Source organism: Streptomyces rapamycinicus NRRL 5491, from assembly GCF_024298965.1.
GTDB lineage: Bacteria > Actinomycetota > Actinomycetes > Streptomycetales > Streptomycetaceae > Streptomyces > Streptomyces rapamycinicus.
Genome location: NZ_CP085193.1, coordinates 4,212,042 through 4,227,792, shown reverse-complemented (window position 1 = coordinate 4,227,792; position 15,751 = coordinate 4,212,042). Strand labels below are relative to the sequence as shown.

Sequence of the window (15,751 nt, the reverse complement as noted above, 5' to 3'; positions counted from 1 at the left end):
TTCAGGTTCGCTCTGCGACGCTGGTCGCATGCGTTTGCTGATCGTGGAGGACGAGCGGCGGCTGGCCCTGTCGCTGGCCAAGGGGCTGCGGGCGGAGGGGTTCGCCGTCGATGTGGCGCACGACGGCCAGGAGGGGCTGCATCGTGCGCAGGAGGGGGTGTACGACCTCGTCGTCCTCGACATCATGCTGCCGGGGCTGAACGGCTACCGCGTATGCGGGGCGCTCCGGGCGGCCGGGAACGAGGTGCCGATCCTGATGCTCACCGCCAAGGACGGCGAGTACGACGAGGCAGAGGGGCTCGACACCGGGGCCGACGACTATCTGACCAAGCCGTTCTCGTATGTGGTGCTGGTGGCGCGGGTGCGGGCGCTGTTGCGGCGGCGCGGCCCGGGGGCCTCGCCCGTGGTGCGGGTGGGGCCGCTGACCGTGGACCGGGGCGCGCGCCGGGTGGAGCGGGACGGCCGGGAGGTGCCGCTGACCGCCAAGGAGTTCTCCGTGCTGGAGCAATTGGCGACGCGGGCGGGGTACGTGGTTTCCAAGGCGGAGATCCTGGAGCATGTGTGGGACTTCGCCTATGACGGCGACCCCAACATCGTCGAGGTGTATGTGAGCGCCCTGCGCCGCAAGTTGGGCGCGGGTCTCATCGAGACCGTACGGGGAGCGGGGTACCGGCTCCGTGCGTAAGGTGTTCGGTTCGGTACGGGCGCGGGCCGCGCTGGGGGCGACCCTGGTGGTGGCGGTGGCCCTGGTGGCGGCGGGGATCGCGGTGCTCCAGGTGCTGCGCTCCGACCTGGGGGACCAGGCGCGGCTGAAGGCCCAGGTGGACGCGCGGGAGGTGGCGTCGAAGATAGCCGCCGGGGCGGGCTACGGGTCGCTGAAGCTGGACGAGAGCGTCCCGGTGCAGGTCGTGGACGAGGACGGCCGGGTGCGGGCGGTCAGCGAGGATCTGGAGGCCGTGAAGGGCACCGGGAGCGCGTCCGTGTGGCCCGTCGCGGCCGTCGGCGAGAGCGACGACGACACCGACGATGACGACAGCGGTCCCGGAAAGGTCTCCTCCGGGGAGGAGTACAGCGACGGCTCAGCCCGTGTCGACGGGGAGACCGCCGACTACGTCTGGGCGGCCGTGGAGGCCACCGACACCTCCGGCGAGGACGTCACCGTGTACGCGGGCGCGCCGCTGGCCACCGAGCGCGGCGCGGTCACCACGGTGCGGAACGCGATGCTGCTCGGGCTGCCGCTGCTGCTGGTGGTCGTGGCGGCCGTGACCTGGCTGGTGACCCGGCGCGCGCTGCGGCCCGTGGAGGGCATCCGGCGCGAGATGGCCGCCATCACGGCGAGCACGGACCTGGCCCGGCGGGTGCCCGAGCCGGGGTCGCACGACGAGGTGGCGCGGCTGGCCCGGACCACCAACGAGACGCTCACGGCGCTGGAGGCGTCCGTGGAGCGGCAGCGGGCCTTCGTGGCCGACGCCTCCCATGAGCTGCGCTCCCCGGTGGCCTCGCTCCGCACCCAGCTGGAGGTGGGCGCCGCCCATCCGGAGCTGTTGGACCTGGGCGGCGCCGTGGAGGACGTGGTGCGGCTGCAGCGGCTCGCGGCCGATCTGCTGCTGCTGGCCCGGCTGGACGCGGGGGAGCGGCCCACGGGGGAGACGCCGGTGGCGCTGGACGCCCTGGTGCGCGAGGAGCTGGCCCAGCGGGTGGCGGACCGGGTGCCGGTGCGGGACGGGGCGGCGCCGGTCGCGGTGCCGGGCTCGCGCGGGCAGCTGGCCCAGGTGCTGGGCAACCTGGTCGACAACGCCCAGCGGCACGCCAGGAGCGGGGTGCGGGTGACGGTGCGCGACGAGGGCCGGTGGGCCGTGCTGGAGGTCGCGGACGACGGCGCGGGCGTGCCCGAGGCCGAGCGGGAGCGGATCTTCGAGCGGTTCGTACGGCTCGACGACGCCCGCAGCCGCGACGATGGCGGGGCCGGGCTCGGCCTCGCCATCGCGCGGGACGTGGCGGTGCGCCACGGCGGCACGCTGGCCGTGCGGACGGCACCCGAGGGCGGCGCCCTGTTCGAGCTGCGGCTGCCGACCGGCCCCTAGACCCGGCCCCGCTGGGTGCGCAGGTGCTCCGCGACGGGTACCAGCGATCCGTACAGCGCCTTGAGGTCCTCCGGCGCGAGCAGATCGATGAAGTGCCTGCGCACGGACGCCACATGGTGGGGGGCGACCTTGCGCATGGTGTCCCAGCCCTGCTCGGTCAGCACGGCGTACAGCCCCCGCCGGTCCGATTCGCAGTTCTCGCGGCGGACCAGGCCGGCGTTCTCCATCCGGGTGATCTGGTGGGACAGCCGGCTCTTGGACTGCAGGGTCGCGGACGCGAGATCGCTCATCCGCATCCGGTGGTCCTCCGACTCCGAGAGGTTGACCAGGATCTCGTAGTCGTTCATGGTCAGGCCGAACGGCTGCAGGTCTTTTTCGAGCTGGTAGGTCAGCAGCCGGCTGACATCCAGGTGGGTGCGCCAGGCGCGCTGTTCCTCGTCGCTGAGCCAGCGCGTGCCGTTCTCGGTCTCCATGGGATGTATTCTACCTATAGAAGTTGAATTCCGAACCAATGGATGTATCGGGCTAGAGGTCACCTGTTCGACGTTACACTCCGCACCTTCGTGCTCACGAACCGGTACCCCCTGTCTCGCCGACCGATATCTCGGCGACGACCTCCTCCGTGGACTGGAGCAGTACGGTCCCCGCGCCCACGAACTCGAATTGGTGCTCCTCGCCCGACGCGCCCCCGATGCCCGTACGCGACCGGACGGCCCCGAGGAAGCCGCGCAGATACTGGTGGTCGTAGTGGTGGCACGGCGTCGGGCAGTCCGCCCAGCCGACCAGCGCCTGCGGATCCACCCGGATCGGCGGCTCCATGAAGACCACGGGCCCGTTGGAGGCGGCCACGAACTTCCCCGTGCCGATGAGGGTGAGGAAGCCCGGGACGATGGACTGCTTCAGGGACAGCGAGGGCTGGAAGGCGAGCAGATTGCCGGACCGGATGGAGAGGTTGCCGTCGTCCAGGTCGTAGGAGTTGACGTCGAAGGCGCGGTCCGCGAGCACCATCTTGCCCTGCCCCTCGGCCACCACCCAGTCCGCGGCGTGCAGCGGGGAGTGGAAGCTGTGGGCGATGAGGTGGTCGAGGTGGCCGAGTCCGACGCCCTGGAAGTCGATCTGCCCGTAGTAGGCGACCATCTTCCCCTTCTGCAGGAACCACTGGCCGTTCAGATCCACGCTGAAGGCGTACGGATTGATGTTGTCGTCGACGGGCAGCGTCCAGGCGTCATGGATGACGGGGCCGTTCACAGCTTCTCCTCCGATGCCTGGACGTAGACCATGCCGGTGCCGGACAGCTCCAGTTGGAACGCCTCGCCCGAGCCGCGGCCCACCATTTCGCGCCAGCCGATCGCCGTCGAGAGCTTATTGCGAACATCACCCCGGTGGGCGACATAGGCTTGCGGATCGACGTGCACCGGGCGTCCCGGGCCGATCGGCAGTTCCAGCACCCCGCCGTGCGCCATGACCGCCGCCGAGCCGTGCCCCTCCAGGGTGGTGGTGAACAGCCCCTGGCCGGTGACCTGGCCGCGCACCATGCCCATCACCCCGCCCTGGGAGCCCAGGAACATCGTGCCCTGGCGCAGCGAGCCGTCGAAGGCCAGCAGCCGGTCCGACTCCACATAGAGGGTGTCGCCGACCAGGTCGATCACATGGACGTGGTGGCCGCCGTGCCCGAACATCACCGTGCCCTGGCCCTCGACGGTCATCAGCGGGGTGGCCTCATTGGCGACCCGCCGCCCGATCATGCCCCGCACCCCGCCCTGGCCGCCGGTGATGCTGGGGGTGAACCGTACGTCCCCGCGGTAGGCGAGCATCGCGCCACGCTGGCTGAACAGGGTCTGCCCGGGCATCACCTGGGCCTCCACCATCCGCGAGGTGAGGATGTTGAACGGCATCACACCTCGCCCCCGATCGTGTTGCGCTCACTGGGCTGCACGTAGACCAGCCCGTCGCCCTCGAAGCGGATCTGGAAGGACTCCCCGCCGCTCTCGCCTATCAGCGCGCGGAAGTTCACCCCCGCCTGGAAGTGCTGCTTCAGACCGCCGGTGTGGGCGATGTACGCGCCCGGGTCGACCTGGAGCGGCGTCTGCGGGGTGACGCGCAGCACGACCGCCGTGCCGGCGGAGACGAGCGCGGCCTGGCCGGTGCCCTCGACGGTCGTGGTGAACAGCCCGTTGCCCTGCGCGGAGCCGCGCAGTCCGGTGAAGGAGGTGCCGGTGCGCAGCGCGGAGTCCGTGCACAGCAGATTGCTGGACTCCACATAGAGCTTCTCGCCCTGCAGCGACACCAGGTTGATCTCGCTCGCCCGGTCGGCGAAGTAGCACGTGCCGTGCCCCTTCACCTCCATGACCGCCATCTGCTCGCCGGTGAGCCGCCGGGTCACCATCCCGCGCAGCCCCTCCCCGCCGCCCGTCCTCTTCTTGAAGGTCATCTCCCCCTCGTAGGCGACCATCGCGCCGTTCTTGGCCTTCACGGAGTCGCCGGTCAGGTCGACCGCGAGCACCCTGCTTCCCTGGAGCCGAAACTGAGCCACGGAGCCGACGGTAGCGGTCCGGCGACGTCGGGGAACAGGGAGCGCCGGGGGCTCGAGGTGCCCCCCCGGACGGAGATCGCCCGCGCGGCTGCGACAATGGGTGAAAGCTTGTGCATTGCTTCACAAGCTGGTCCGTGTCTCTCTCTTCACACGAAGGTGCTCTCGTGGACTTCAAGACCGCCACCGCGCTGCGCCGGCTACGCCTGGTCTCCGCGCCCGAGGCCGTGTCGTTCCTGCTGCTGCTCATCTGCTCGGTGCTCAAGCGCACCACGGACTTCAACGCGGTGCCGGTGATGGGCATGGTGCACGGCGTGCTCTTCATCCTCTACGTGGTCTTCTGGGCGGACGCCTGGAACCGCGCCAAGTGGAAGTGGCAGACCGCGGCCCTGTACTTCGTCCTCTCCGTCCTGCCCACCGGCGGCTTCTTCGCCGAGCGCAAGCTCAAGCGGGAGACCGAGGCCGGGGTGATCGCGGCCCGCGCCCGTAAGGAGGGCGTGGTCAACGCATGATCGTCGCCTTTTCGGTGACGCCGCTGGGCGTCGGCGAGGACGTGGGGGAGTACGTGGCCGACGCGGTGCGGGTGGTCCGGGAGTCGGGGCTGCCGAACCGTACGGACGCGATGTTCACCTCGATCGAGGGCGAGTGGGACGAGGTCATGGACGTCGTCAAGCGTGCCGTCGCGGTGGTGGAGGCGCGGGCGCCCCGGGTCTCGGTGGTCCTCAAGGCCGATATCCGCCCGGGTGTCACGGACGGACTGACCTCCAAGGTCGAGACGGTCGAGCGTCACCTCTCCGACTGAGCGCCCCGGTGCGGGCGGGTGGCCTCAGCCCCCGCCCACCAGGGCCATGCCCAGCGGGGTGCGCTCGTACAGCACCTGATGGCCCTGGCGGCGTGAGCTGAGCAGCCCGGCGGCGCGTAGCACCGCCAGATGCGCCGAGACCGACGAGGGCGCCAGGCGGTGCCGGGCGGCCAGGGCGGTGGTGGACGCGGGCTCCTCCAGACCGGAGAGGATCGCGGCGCGGCTGGCCCCCAGGAGCCGTACGAGCGCGTCCGCCGTGACCGCGTCCGGCTCCCGCCACAGCCCGCCCACCCCGCGCGCCGGATAGATCACCGTGGGCTGCCACGGCGGGGCGAAGCCGCTGATCACATCCGGCCAGACGAAGACGCTGGGCATCAGCAGCACCCCGCGGCCGTCGAGATCCTGCGTCTGGGCGGGCACCACGGAATTCGGGATGGTGAGCTTGCCGTCGGTCCAGCGCAGCGCCGGGCGCAGATCCGCGAACAGCCGCTCCAGACCGCCCTCGGCCAGCTGCCGTGAGCGATGGGCGATATCGGTCTCCAGTAACGCCCGCAGCCGGGGCCAGTCCGGTTCCACCAGGGCCCGCCAGGCCCGTTCGGTCACATCCGCCAGCCGCTGGACGGCCCCCGCCGGGTCGTCCAGCATCGCCCGGCCGCGCGCGGAGCCGGCCGCCCCCGGCGTGCACTTCAGGGACAGGGTCAGCTCACGGCGGGCGACGGCGGGATCCGTGGCCCGCATCCGGGCCAGCTCGTCCTCGAACGGCGCGTACGGCACCTCCGGCGGCGGGCCCAGGAAGTCCGGGGTGTAGCCGCGCACCGGCATCAGCAGCCACAGCTCCGACAGATCGAGCCCGGCCAGCGCCTCCCGCACCCGCCGCAGCCACGGCAGGTGATAGCCGTGCCGCTCGGTCCGGCGCAGCGTGCGCACCGCCTCATGGGTCTGGCACAGCGGCGAGATGGCGAACCGGCAGCGCAGCAGATCATCGGCGCCGAACTGCATATGCAGCGGCATGACGTCACCCCCGGGCCCGAAGATTCGGCTCAGTCCGAGACAAGATTCGGCTCAGTCCGAAACACTAGAGCCCGCCCGCCCGTACGGGCACGCTTCCGGCATGGCAACGCCCTCCGGGCCCGGCACCACGGGCCCCCTCGAGTCGCGCCCCGACGCGCCCGCCTCCCGACCCGAGCTCGCGCCCGGTGCCGACGAGGGGCCGCCGCGGGGCCCGGGGAGCGTTGGCTACCGCGCGGTGTTCGCGGTCGGTGAGTTCCGGGCCGTCTTCGCCGCGCACCTGGTCTCCATGCTCGGCGAGGTGGTCGGCCAGCTCGCGCTGTCCGTCCTGGTCTTCAGGCTCACCGGATCGCCGCTGCTGAGCGCCCTGACGTTCGCCACCTCGATGCTGCCGTACGTGATCGGCGGCGCCCTGCTGTCCGCCGTCGCCGACCGCTTCCCGGCCCGCCGGGTGCTGGTGGTCTGCGATCTGGTGCACGCCGCGTGCGTGGCCGCCATGGTGGTGCCGGGGATGCCGGTGGCGGCGCTGCTCGCGCTGCGCTGTGTGCCCGCCGCGATCTCCCCGGTGTTCAGCGGCACCCGGTCGGCGACGCTCGGCGACATCCTCGGCGAGGGCGACCCCTTCGTACTGGGCCGCTCGGTCATCCGGATCACCGCCCAGACCGCGCAGCTCGCCGGGTTCGGCGTCGGCGGGCTGCTGCTGGCCGCCGTCTCGCCGCGGGCCGCGCTGGCGATCACCGCGGCGGCGCTCGTCGGCTCGGCGCTGGTGCTCCGCTTCGGCACCCGCCGCCGCCCGGCACGGCAGCTGACCGGGGGCGGGGCTCCCCCAGCTACCGCTGGGAGGTGCCCCCTGCTCGGGGACTCGCTGAGCGGGATCCGGCGGCTGTTCGCGGACCGCCGGATCCGGGCGCTGATGCTGCTGTCGTGGGTGCCGCCGATGTTCGTGGTGATGCCCGAGGTCCTGCTGACGCCGTACTCCGATGGGCTGGGTCTCGGCTCGGTGGGTCTCGGGCTGCTGATGTGCGGGATGCCGGTGGGCGCGGTCACCAGCGAGGTGCTGGTGGGCTCGCTGCTGGGGCCGCGCGCCCGGGCCCGGCTGACGCTGCCGGTCGGCGTCGCGGCGATGCTGCCCGCCCTGGGGTACGCCGTCCATCCGTCGTTCGGCTGGGCGCTGGCCCTCCAGGTGCTGACCGGCTGCGGTATCGCCTACAGCCTCGGCCTCGACCAGTGGTTCTTCGCCGCCGTCCCCGATGAGCTGCGCGGCCGGGCGATGACGGTGATGACGGCCGGGCTGATGACCGCGCAGGGTCTCGGCATGGCGGTCTCGGGCGCGGTCGCCGAGTTCGTACCGGTCCATGTGGTGGCCGCGACCGCGGGCGGCTGCGGGGCGCTGTGCTCGCTGCTGGTGGCGCTGGAGGTGCGGCGTACGGTCTGAAGGGCCCGCCCGGCCCGAAGTGTGAGATAGGGCTGACCACGATATGACCGGCCGGTAGGGTCGGTGGTGTGCCGAAGCCGCTCAGCCTGTCGTTCGACCCCATCGCCCGCGCCGATGAGCTCTGGAAGCAGCGCTGGGGGTCCGTGCCCTCGATGGCCGCGATCACCTCGATCATGCGGGCCCACCAGATCCTGCTCAGCCAGGTCGACGCGGTCGTCAGACCCTACGGACTGACCTTCGCCCGCTATGAGGCGCTGGTGCTGCTCACCTTCTCCAAGGCCGGTGAGCTGCCCATGTCCAAGATCGGCGAGCGGCTGATGGTCCACCCGACCTCGGTCACCAATACGGTGGACCGCCTGGTCAAATCGGGTCTGGTCGACAAGCGGCCGAACCCCAACGACGGCCGCGGCACCCTGGCCTCGATCACCGACCGGGGCCGTGAGGTGGTCGAGTCGGCCAGCCGCGATCTGATGGCGATGGAGTTCGGGCTCGGGGTCTACGACGCCGAGGACTGCGGCCGGATCTTCGAGATGCTGCGCCCGCTGAGGGTCTCGGCGGAGGACTTCGAGGACGACTGAGCGGGGCTCCGGGGGCGGCCGCCGAAGACCGGGGGCGGCGAAGATCGCCCCGGAACGGACGGTTACGCTCGGGGCATGAAACGCAGTGTGCTGACCCGCTACCGGGTCATGGCCTACATCACCGCAGTGATGCTGCTCGTGCTCTGCACCTGCATGGTGTTCAAGTACGGCTTCGACACGGGCGAGGACCTCACGCTCGTGGTCTCCCAGATCCACGGCGTGCTCTACATCATCTACCTGGTCTTCGCCTTCGACCTCGGCTCCAAGGCCAAGTGGCCGTTCGGCAAGCTGCTGTGGGTCCTGGTGGCGGGCACCATCCCGACGGCCGCGTTCTTCGTCGAGCGCAAGGTCACCCATGAGGTGGAGCCGCTGGTCAGCGGCGCGGAGCCCGCGCCCGCGCGGGTCTGACCAGCGGTTTGTGGCCCTTCCGCGCGTCCCGTCCGGGATCGGACGAGGTGCACGGAAGGGGAGCGGGGTGCCACCGTTCGGCTGAGTGTGGTGAGTTTCGCGTCGACAATTAGTAGGACGTCCTAGTATTTTTGAAGCATGGACGCCGAAGGCATTGCGGCGGGCCGCCGACGGTGGCAGGCCCGGTACGACGCGGCACATAAGCGCGAGGCCGCCGGGGGTTTGGGGGCGAAGCCCCCAAGGGATTGGACGCGCAGCACGCTGTCCGGGGATCCCGTGGACCCGGTCTACGGCCCCGCCCCGGGCGACTCCGTGGCGGGGTTCGAGCGGATCGGCTGGCCCGGGGAGTTCCCCTTCACCCGTGGCCTCTACGCCACCGGGTACCGGGGCCGGTCCTGGACCATCCGCCAGTTCGCCGGGTTCGGCAATGCCGAGCAGACCAACGAGCGCTACAAGATGATCCTCGAGGCGGGCGGCGGCGGGCTCTCGGTCGCCTTCGACATGCCCACCCTGATGGGCCGCGACTCCGACGACCCGCGCTCGCTCGGCGAGGTCGGCCACTGCGGTGTCGCCATCGACTCCGCCGCCGACATGGAGATCCTCTTCAAGGACATCCCGCTCGGCGACGTCACCACCTCGATGACCATCAGCGGTCCGGCCGTCCCCGTCTTCTGTATGTACCTGGTCGCCGCCGAGCGCCAGGGCGTGGACATCTCACGGCTGAACGGCACGCTCCAGACGGACATCTTCAAGGAGTACATCGCCCAGAAGGAGTGGCTCTTCCCGCCCGAGCCGCATCTGAAGCTGATCGGCGACCTGATGGAGTACTGCTCCGAGGGCATCCCCGCGTACAAGCCGCTCTCCGTCTCCGGCTACCACATCCGCGAGGCCGGGGCGACGGCCGCGCAGGAGCTCGCGTACACCCTCGCCGACGGCTTCGGCTATGTGGAGCTCGGCCTCTCCCGGGGCCTGGACGTCGACACCTTCGCGCCCGGGCTGTCCTTCTTCTTCGACGCGCACGTCGACTTCTTCGAGGAGATCGCCAAGTTCCGCGCCGCCCGCCGGATCTGGGCCCGCTGGATGCGCGATGTCTACGGGGCGACCACCGAGAAGGCACAGTGGCTGCGGTTCCACACCCAGACCGCCGGGGTCTCGCTCACCGCCCAGCAGCCGTACAACAACGTGGTGCGGACCGCCGTGGAGGCCCTCGCCGCCGTCCTCGGCGGCACCAACTCCCTCCACACCAACGCCTTGGACGAGACCCTCGCGCTGCCCAGCGAGCGGGCCGCCGAGATCGCCCTGCGCACCCAGCAGGTGCTGATGGAGGAGACCGGGGTGGCCAATGTGGCCGACCCGCTGGGCGGTTCCTGGTACGTCGAGGCGCTGACCGACCGGATCGAGGCCGACGCCGAGAAGATCTTCGAGCAGATCAAGGAGCGCGGCCGCCGCACGGTGCCGGACGGGCGGGAGCCCCAGTGGCCGATCACCGCCGGCATCCTCCAGGGCATCGAGGACGGCTGGTTCACCGGCGAGATCGCCGAATCCGCCTTCCGCTACCAGCGGGCCCTGGAGAAGGGTGACAAGAAGGTCGTCGGCGTCAACTGCCACGAGGGCTCGGTCACCGGCGATCTGGAGATCCTGCGGGTCGGCCACGAGGTCGAGCGCGAGCAGGTGCGGGCGCTGGGCGGCCGTAAGGCCGGGCGCGACGAGGCCGAGATCACCAAGGGGCTCCGGGCGGTGATCGCCGCCGCCCGCGCGGGATCCAACATGATCGAGCCGATGCTGGCCGCGGTGCGCGCCGAGGCGACGCTGGGCGAGATCTGCGACGCCCTCCGCGACGAGTGGGGCGTCTACACGGAGCCGGCCGGCTTCTGAGCCCCGTCCGGGGCGGGTCCGGCGTGCGCCGCGCCGCCGGCCTCCGCCCCGGTCATCCCGTACAGCAGCAGATCCGTGAAGTCCCGCGCCCAGTGCGGGTCCACCGGCTCCGCGCTGACCATCAGCCGGTGGAGCACCGTCCCGGCGACCGCGTCGAAGATCAGGTCCGCGTTGCGGGCCGACGCCTCCGGGTCCTCCTCGCGCGGCAGCTCACCTCGGAGCCGGGCGCGCTCCCGGCCGATCGTCACCAGCCGCTTCTGCCGGTCCACGATCGCCGAGCGCACCCGGCACCGCAGCGACTCGTCGTGCATGGCCTCGGCGAGGACGGCCATCAGCGCGGTGCCCGTCTCGGGGCGCTCCAGCAGCGCCCCCAGCCGGATCACCGCGGCCTCCACATCGGCGTGCAGACTGCCGTGGTCGCCCGCTTCCAGGTGTTCGTCGAAGACCGCCGCGACCGCGTCCACCACCAGCTCGCACTTGCTCGCCCAGCGGCGGTAGAGGGTCGTCTTGGCGACTCCGGCACGGGCCGCCACATCGCCCAGGGTCAGCTTCGCCCAGCCCAGTTCCACCAGGGCGGCACGCGTGGCGCCGAGGATGGCGCGGTCGGCCTCGGCGCTGCGTGGGCGCCCGGTGCGGCGTGCGGACGGGCTCATGCGCGGCACCCTACCCGCCAGTACCGCGCATCGTCCCGGGTGAGTTACGCTACGACTCGTAGCGTAAGGGTGTGCCACGGCCGGTCCATCGGCTGATGCGCTTTTCCCTTCACCGCGCGAAGAGGGGAGGATGGGACCATGCAGCCACGGAACATGTCCATGAGTGGAGTGGTCGACCTCGCCGCGGTGAAGGCGGCCGGAGAAGCGAAGCAGAAGGCGGAGCGGGCGCGGGCCGAGTCGGCCCGCACCGGGGGCGCCCCCGCGCCCGGCCGTCTGATCTTCAATGTCGACGAGGCGGGTTTTCAGCAGGACGTCCTGCAGCGCTCCACCGAAGTGCCGGTCGTCATCGACTTCTGGGCCGAGTGGTGCGAGCCGTGCAAGCAGCTCGGGCCCATCCTGGAGCGGCTGGCCACGGAGTACGCGGGGCAGTTCGTCCTCGCGAAGATCGACGTCGACGCCAACCAGATGCTCTTCCAGCAGTTCGGCGTCCAGGGCATCCCCGCGGTCTTCGCGGTGATCGCCGGCCAGCCGGTGCCGCTCTTCCAGGGCGCCGCGCCCGAGGCGCAGATCCGCCAGGTGCTGGACCAGCTGATCCAGGCGGCGGAGCAGCAGTTCGGCATCGTGGGTACACCGGTTGAACCCGGCGCCCAGGACGAGGCCGCCGAGGAGGCCGCCCCGGAGATCCCCGAGTCGCCGCAGGACCTCGCGCTCGCCGCGGCCCATCAGGCGCTGGACGCCGGTGACCTGGGCGGTGCGGTGCGGGCGTACCAGAGCCTGCTCGCCGACGATCCCGCCAACGGCGAGGCCAAGCTCGGCCTGGCCCAGGCCCAGTTGCTGGAGCGCGTCTCGGGGCTGGACGCCACGCAGGTGCGCAAGGCGGCCGCGGAGAGCCCGGCGGATGTCAAGGCCCAGATCGCGGCGGCCGACCTCGACCTGGTGGGCGGTCATGTGGAGGACGCCTTCGGCCGGTTGGTGGACGCGGTGCGCCGTACGGCGGGGGAGGACCGGGACGCGGCCCGGGTTCATCTCCTGAGTCTGTTCGATGTGATCGGCGGTGAGGACCCCCGAGTGGTGGCGGCTCGCGGCGCGTTGGCGCGGGTGCTGTTCTGACCTCCGGCTCCTCAAACAACACAGCGACCGCTCTTTACTAAAACTTGGTAAACGCGGTCGCTGTTACTGCCAGTAAACGCAAGCCCCGGCTTTGTCCGGTCTTGGAGTAAATCTCCCTCTCTTTCCGGTCACTGTCCGGCAACCGTGTGTGGCCGATCTCGACCGTCCTGCCGCAGTTCGGTTATCCGTCCGTTACTCGCTAGTAACGAACCCCTTGTGCCCAGGCCGGGAATGGACCACGATCGGCCAAGCTCGGTCCATCCCCCCGTAGCTCGGCATCCGGTCGGCGCGTCGGTGTGGTTGGGTCCCCACCGGGCAGGTCGGCGGCAGTGGCGCCGACCGTGGACAGGGGGGTCTCTGCCCACAAAGCAGGGCCTGTCCAGGAGGTTGCGCGAGATTGCGTGGCCAGTGGTTGTCGCTCGGGGGTGATCGCCGGTGTTTCGGGTGCGGTGTGCGCCCGTGAGACGTGGGCGCTCTCCTTCCCGAGGACGTAGCACTTCTCCCATCCCAGGTCCGGGGCCCCGCCCCGGCCGGAGATGTACGTCCGAGAAGGAGGAAAGTCATGGAGTCCGTGGCTCGTGGCGGCACCAGATGGAAGCGGTTCGCCGTTGTCATGGTGCCGAGCGTTGCTGCCACGGCCGCGATCGGCGTCGCCCTGTCCCAGGGTGCGCTCGCGGCCTCGTTCAACGTGTCCGGTCAGCAGTTCAAGGTCTCGGTCGACCGGCTCGACGGCACCGGGTTCGCGCAGTACGGCGCGCTTGACACGCAGCACGGGGGCAAGAAGATCCCCGTCGCGGTGTCGGCGTTCAAGAGCGCGAAGCTCAAGGGCCTGTGCCAGTCCGTCGTGATCCCGGTTCCGGTCTTCGGCGATGTGTCGCTGAAGCTGACGGCCGGCAATGGCAGCAAGCAGGTTGAGGCCAAGAACCTCTTCATCGATCTCGATCAGCTCAACGCGGACGCCACGTTCCGCGGGATCGACATCGGTGTCGCGGCGGGTGACGCCCACAAGGGTCCCGGCATCAACAAGGGCGATGTGGCCGATCCCGGTTCGTTCGGCCAGCAGTCCGATTCCGCCACGCTGACCGGTGTGAAGCAGACCGCCTGGGCGACCAGCGCGGGCACGTTCAAGCTCTCCGGCCTTTCGATGAAGGTCAGCAAGGGCAAGAACGAGTGCTTCTGATCAGCTGAGCCAAGGGTGGGGGGCCGCGGTGCTGCCCCTCACCCGGGCATCGACCCGCAGCGGGGATGCGCCAGGCTAGTACCGCTGTAGAACAACCGCGATCACACCGATCGCCAGCCCCAGGGAGCTGTTTTCAATGAGTGCCGAGTCGCCGGGGGCGAGTGACCGTATCAGCCGTTGGCGGGGGTCCTTCAGGGCATGGCGCTGGCAGCGCCCGTTCTGGGCCGGGCTGTTGAGCCTGCTGGCGGGCGTACCGATCATGTACTTCCCGTACAACGACCTCAACGCCGGTGGATTCACCATCAACATGTCCACCACCGCCGGATCGGCCTCGCTGATCATCGGGGTGTTGTTGGTGGTCCTGGGCCTGACCATGTGGTTCCAGCCCATGGTGCGGGTGTTCGCCGGAGTCGCCACCATCCTGCTCGGTCTGGTGTCGATCCCCGTCTCGAACTTCGGCGGCTTCCTGATGGGATTCCTGCTCGCGCTGTTCGGCGGCGGCATGAGCATCTCCTGGGCACCCGGGGAGGCTCCCTCCGCGCAGCCGGCCGAGGGGCCGGGAAACGCGTCAGAGGACGACGGGAACGGTGACAGCGTGCCGGAGCCGGCCGGGGCCGGGTCCGCGTCGGACCAGGAAGCCAGGAATGGGAGGCACCGTGCGGGGTGAAGACCGACCCGAGCAGCCGGAGGGAGTGAGCCCACGCCGGGTCAGAACCGGCCCGCGGCACGCGGCACCGAAGAAGTCGGTACTCACCCGCCTTCAGGTGCCCGCCGGCAAGGCCATAGCGCTGGCCGCCATGCCGACGGCCGTGCTGATGGGCATGGGGCTCACTCCGCAGCTCGCCTCGGCCAACCCCCGGCCCGAGGACCGCTACAAGCCCGGGCCGTGTGTGTCGCAGCCGGACGAGGCGGACAAGGACGACGCCAAGGGCAGCAAGGACGCCCAGGGCGAGGACAAGGACGCCAAGGACTCCAAGGGTTCGTCCGAGAAGGGCTCCAAGGACGGCTCCAAGGGCTCTGAGGAGTCCTCGGGCGGCCAGACCGGGTCCCGGGACGACAAGGCCGCTCCCACGCCGTCTCCGTCCAGTTCCTCCTCCGCTCCGTCGTCCGGCTCCGAGGACGAGAAGGAGTCGAAGGAGCCCTCGGCCTCGCCGAGCCCGTCGAAGTCCAAGAACCCGCTGGACCCGCTGGGACTCGGGGACACGCTCCACGACGTCCTCACGCCCGACGACAAGAGCGGGGACGACTCGGCCGAGCCGAGTGCCTCACCGAGCCCGTCCTCCAGCGACAAGCCCAGCTCGTCGCCGTCCCCGTCCAAGTCCTCCGACAAGCCCACCGATCCGGTCAAGGACACGGTGGACAAGGTGGGCAAGGGCGTCAAGGACACCGTGGACGGGGTGGGCAAGACCGTCGACGACGCCAAGGACAAGGCGGACAAGGCGCTTCCCAAGCCCTCCGCGTCCGCCTCGAAGGACGCGAACGGCAAGGAGGCGTTCCCCTGCCCGAAGTTCGACGCCGACGCTTACGAGAACGCCGAGACGGAACCCACCTCGAGTCTGCTGCCCGAGGACCCCTGGACCCTCAAGAGCACGCTGCTGAGCCTGCACGGCCTGGACTACAAGGGCATCGTGGAGGTCAAGACGCAGGGGGGCCAGATCAAGAAGGTCCTGAAGTTCACCGCCTCGGGCGTGGACATCAAGGATCTCCACCAGCTGGTGGTGGGCCCGGCCGGGACCACCACGCATGTGCAGGCGCGCGAGGGGTCCACCTCGACCATTCGCGACGGCACGGTGACCATGTACACCGAGGAGCTGAAGGGGAACCTGCTGGGGCTCATCCCGATCACCTTCAGCCCCAAGAGCCCGCCGCCGGTGAACATCCCCGAGGTGTTCTTCACCGATGTCACGGTGACGCAGGCCGGCCAGTTCGGCGGCACCCTGACCGTCCCGGGCATGCATCTGTTCAAGACCGGGGAGTGATCCCGCGCCCCCACCGACCCGTTCGGGAGCCGCACACCCCTCCATGAGGAGGGAAACGCCCGTGGGCACCGCCTCCAACCGGAGACGGTGCCCACGGACGCGTTACGGG

18 protein-coding genes are annotated in these 15,751 nt (G+C 70.6%); 12 read left to right on the top strand and 6 right to left on the bottom strand.

Features of this window, described 5'->3' with window-relative positions; translation table 11 throughout:
• The first annotated feature begins 28 nt into the window (after positions 1-28).
• Together LIV37_RS17095 and LIV37_RS17090 are read left to right on the top strand one after the other, a co-directional pair.
• Positions 29-685, top strand: a complete 657-nt coding sequence (locus LIV37_RS17095) for a response regulator transcription factor (RefSeq protein ID WP_020868379.1) — start codon at positions 29-31, stop codon at positions 683-685.
• Complete coding sequence (locus LIV37_RS17090) at positions 678-2,084, top strand: sensor histidine kinase (RefSeq protein ID WP_020868378.1); 1,407 nt, start codon at positions 678-680, stop codon at positions 2,082-2,084. Before LIV37_RS17095 ends, LIV37_RS17090 begins: the two co-directional genes overlap by 8 nt.
• Here the strand turns inward: LIV37_RS17090 and LIV37_RS17085 are convergent.
• From LIV37_RS17085 to LIV37_RS17070, 4 genes are all read right to left on the bottom strand, one after another.
• Entirely contained in the window at positions 2,081-2,557 is a 477-nt protein-coding gene (locus LIV37_RS17085; protein WP_020868377.1) for a MarR family winged helix-turn-helix transcriptional regulator, read from the bottom strand. The two genes, LIV37_RS17090 and LIV37_RS17085, sit on opposite strands and share 4 nt — an antisense overlap.
• 94 nt (positions 2,558-2,651) lie before the next feature.
• On the bottom strand, positions 2,652-3,332 hold the full coding sequence (locus tag LIV37_RS17080; RefSeq protein ID WP_020868376.1) for an AIM24 family protein: 681 nt from the start codon (positions 3,330-3,332) through the stop codon (positions 2,652-2,654).
• Positions 3,329-3,979 carry an AIM24 family protein gene (locus LIV37_RS17075; protein WP_020868375.1) on the bottom strand — a complete coding sequence of 217 codons (651 nt, stop codon included), beginning with the start codon at positions 3,977-3,979 and terminating at the stop codon, positions 3,329-3,331. The genes LIV37_RS17080 and LIV37_RS17075 overlap by 4 nt, the downstream gene beginning before the upstream one ends.
• A complete protein-coding gene (locus LIV37_RS17070) occupies positions 3,979-4,617 on the bottom strand; it encodes an AIM24 family protein (protein ID WP_121824844.1) in 639 nt (212 codons plus the stop codon). Before LIV37_RS17070 ends, LIV37_RS17075 begins: the two co-directional genes overlap by 1 nt.
• A gap of 164 nt (positions 4,618-4,781) precedes the next feature.
• Here LIV37_RS17070 and LIV37_RS17065 point away from each other — a divergent pair, with 164 nt between their 5' ends.
• Both LIV37_RS17065 and LIV37_RS17060 read left to right on the top strand, forming a co-directional pair.
• Positions 4,782-5,126, top strand: coding sequence for a DUF3817 domain-containing protein (locus LIV37_RS17065; protein ID WP_020868373.1), 345 nt, complete (start codon positions 4,782-4,784; stop codon positions 5,124-5,126).
• Positions 5,123-5,416, top strand: a complete 294-nt coding sequence (locus tag LIV37_RS17060; protein ID WP_020868372.1) for an MTH1187 family thiamine-binding protein — start codon at positions 5,123-5,125, stop codon at positions 5,414-5,416. Before LIV37_RS17065 ends, LIV37_RS17060 begins: the two co-directional genes overlap by 4 nt.
• Positions 5,417-5,440: 24 nt before the next feature.
• On the opposite strand, the gene LIV37_RS17055 is transcribed toward LIV37_RS17060, so the two are convergent.
• Positions 5,441-6,427 (bottom strand): ArsR/SmtB family transcription factor, encoded by a 987-nt coding sequence (locus LIV37_RS17055; RefSeq protein WP_020868371.1) that lies wholly within the window; start codon positions 6,425-6,427, stop codon positions 5,441-5,443.
• A 100-nt stretch (positions 6,428-6,527) separates the two neighbouring features.
• Between LIV37_RS17055 and LIV37_RS17050 the strand changes: the two genes are divergently transcribed.
• The 4 genes from LIV37_RS17050 (at position 6,528) to LIV37_RS17035 (ending at position 10,720) form a co-directional block, all read left to right on the top strand.
• Positions 6,528-7,859 carry an MFS transporter gene (locus tag LIV37_RS17050; protein ID WP_121824845.1) on the top strand — a complete coding sequence of 444 codons (1,332 nt, stop codon included), beginning with the start codon at positions 6,528-6,530 and terminating at the stop codon, positions 7,857-7,859.
• A 68-nt stretch (positions 7,860-7,927) separates the two neighbouring features.
• The gene (locus LIV37_RS17045; protein WP_020868369.1) at positions 7,928-8,437 is read left to right on the top strand and encodes a MarR family winged helix-turn-helix transcriptional regulator; all 510 of its coding nucleotides are present in this window, start codon (positions 7,928-7,930) and stop codon (positions 8,435-8,437) included.
• A gap of 75 nt (positions 8,438-8,512) precedes the next feature.
• A complete protein-coding gene (locus LIV37_RS17040) occupies positions 8,513-8,845 on the top strand; it encodes a DUF3817 domain-containing protein (RefSeq protein ID WP_121824846.1) in 333 nt (110 codons plus the stop codon).
• A 138-nt stretch (positions 8,846-8,983) separates the two neighbouring features.
• Positions 8,984-10,720, top strand: coding sequence for a coenzyme B12-dependent isobutyryl-CoA mutase large subunit (locus tag LIV37_RS17035; RefSeq protein ID WP_121824847.1), 1,737 nt, complete (start codon positions 8,984-8,986; stop codon positions 10,718-10,720).
• Here LIV37_RS17035 and LIV37_RS17030 read toward each other — a convergent pair.
• Positions 10,696-11,373, bottom strand: a complete 678-nt coding sequence (locus tag LIV37_RS17030; RefSeq protein ID WP_020868366.1) for a TetR/AcrR family transcriptional regulator — start codon at positions 11,371-11,373, stop codon at positions 10,696-10,698. The genes LIV37_RS17035 and LIV37_RS17030 overlap by 25 nt on opposite strands.
• Positions 11,374-11,511: 138 nt before the next feature.
• Here LIV37_RS17030 and LIV37_RS17025 point away from each other — a divergent pair, with 138 nt between their 5' ends.
• The 4 genes from LIV37_RS17025 (at position 11,512) to LIV37_RS17010 (ending at position 15,642) form a co-directional block, all read left to right on the top strand.
• Positions 11,512-12,483, top strand: coding sequence for a tetratricopeptide repeat protein (locus LIV37_RS17025; RefSeq protein ID WP_121824848.1), 972 nt, complete (start codon positions 11,512-11,514; stop codon positions 12,481-12,483).
• 562 nt (positions 12,484-13,045) lie between these two features.
• Positions 13,046-13,663 carry a DUF6230 family protein gene (locus LIV37_RS17020; RefSeq protein WP_020868364.1) on the top strand — a complete coding sequence of 206 codons (618 nt, stop codon included), beginning with the start codon at positions 13,046-13,048 and terminating at the stop codon, positions 13,661-13,663.
• A 136-nt stretch (positions 13,664-13,799) separates the two neighbouring features.
• A complete protein-coding gene (locus LIV37_RS17015; protein WP_020868363.1) occupies positions 13,800-14,330 on the top strand; it encodes a DUF6114 domain-containing protein in 531 nt (176 codons plus the stop codon).
• Positions 14,308-15,642, top strand: coding sequence for a hypothetical protein (locus LIV37_RS17010; protein WP_020868362.1), 1,335 nt, complete (start codon positions 14,308-14,310; stop codon positions 15,640-15,642). The genes LIV37_RS17015 and LIV37_RS17010 overlap by 23 nt, the downstream gene beginning before the upstream one ends.
• Positions 15,643-15,751: the final 109 nt, after the last annotated feature.

Coding starts and splice junctions, on each gene's coding strand:
- LIV37_RS17075 (WP_020868375.1), bottom strand. CDS start 3,979: ATGCCGTTCAACATCCTCACCTCGCGGATGGTGGAGGCCCAGGTGATG.
- LIV37_RS17060 (WP_020868372.1), top strand. CDS start 5,123: ATGATCGTCGCCTTTTCGGTGACGCCGCTGGGCGTCGGCGAGGACGTG.
- LIV37_RS17095 (WP_020868379.1), top strand. CDS start 29: ATGCGTTTGCTGATCGTGGAGGACGAGCGGCGGCTGGCCCTGTCGCTG.
- LIV37_RS17050 (WP_121824845.1), top strand. CDS start 6,528: ATGGCAACGCCCTCCGGGCCCGGCACCACGGGCCCCCTCGAGTCGCGC.
- LIV37_RS17035 (WP_121824847.1), top strand. CDS start 8,984: ATGGACGCCGAAGGCATTGCGGCGGGCCGCCGACGGTGGCAGGCCCGG.
- LIV37_RS17025 (WP_121824848.1), top strand. CDS start 11,512: ATGCAGCCACGGAACATGTCCATGAGTGGAGTGGTCGACCTCGCCGCG.
- LIV37_RS17030 (WP_020868366.1), bottom strand. CDS start 11,373: ATGAGCCCGTCCGCACGCCGCACCGGGCGCCCACGCAGCGCCGAGGCC.
- LIV37_RS17085 (WP_020868377.1), bottom strand. CDS start 2,557: ATGGAGACCGAGAACGGCACGCGCTGGCTCAGCGACGAGGAACAGCGC.
- LIV37_RS17015 (WP_020868363.1), top strand. CDS start 13,800: ATGAGTGCCGAGTCGCCGGGGGCGAGTGACCGTATCAGCCGTTGGCGG.
- LIV37_RS17020 (WP_020868364.1), top strand. CDS start 13,046: ATGGAGTCCGTGGCTCGTGGCGGCACCAGATGGAAGCGGTTCGCCGTT.
- LIV37_RS17010 (WP_020868362.1), top strand. CDS start 14,308: ATGGGAGGCACCGTGCGGGGTGAAGACCGACCCGAGCAGCCGGAGGGA.
- LIV37_RS17055 (WP_020868371.1), bottom strand. CDS start 6,427: ATGCCGCTGCATATGCAGTTCGGCGCCGATGATCTGCTGCGCTGCCGG.
- LIV37_RS17040 (WP_121824846.1), top strand. CDS start 8,513: ATGAAACGCAGTGTGCTGACCCGCTACCGGGTCATGGCCTACATCACC.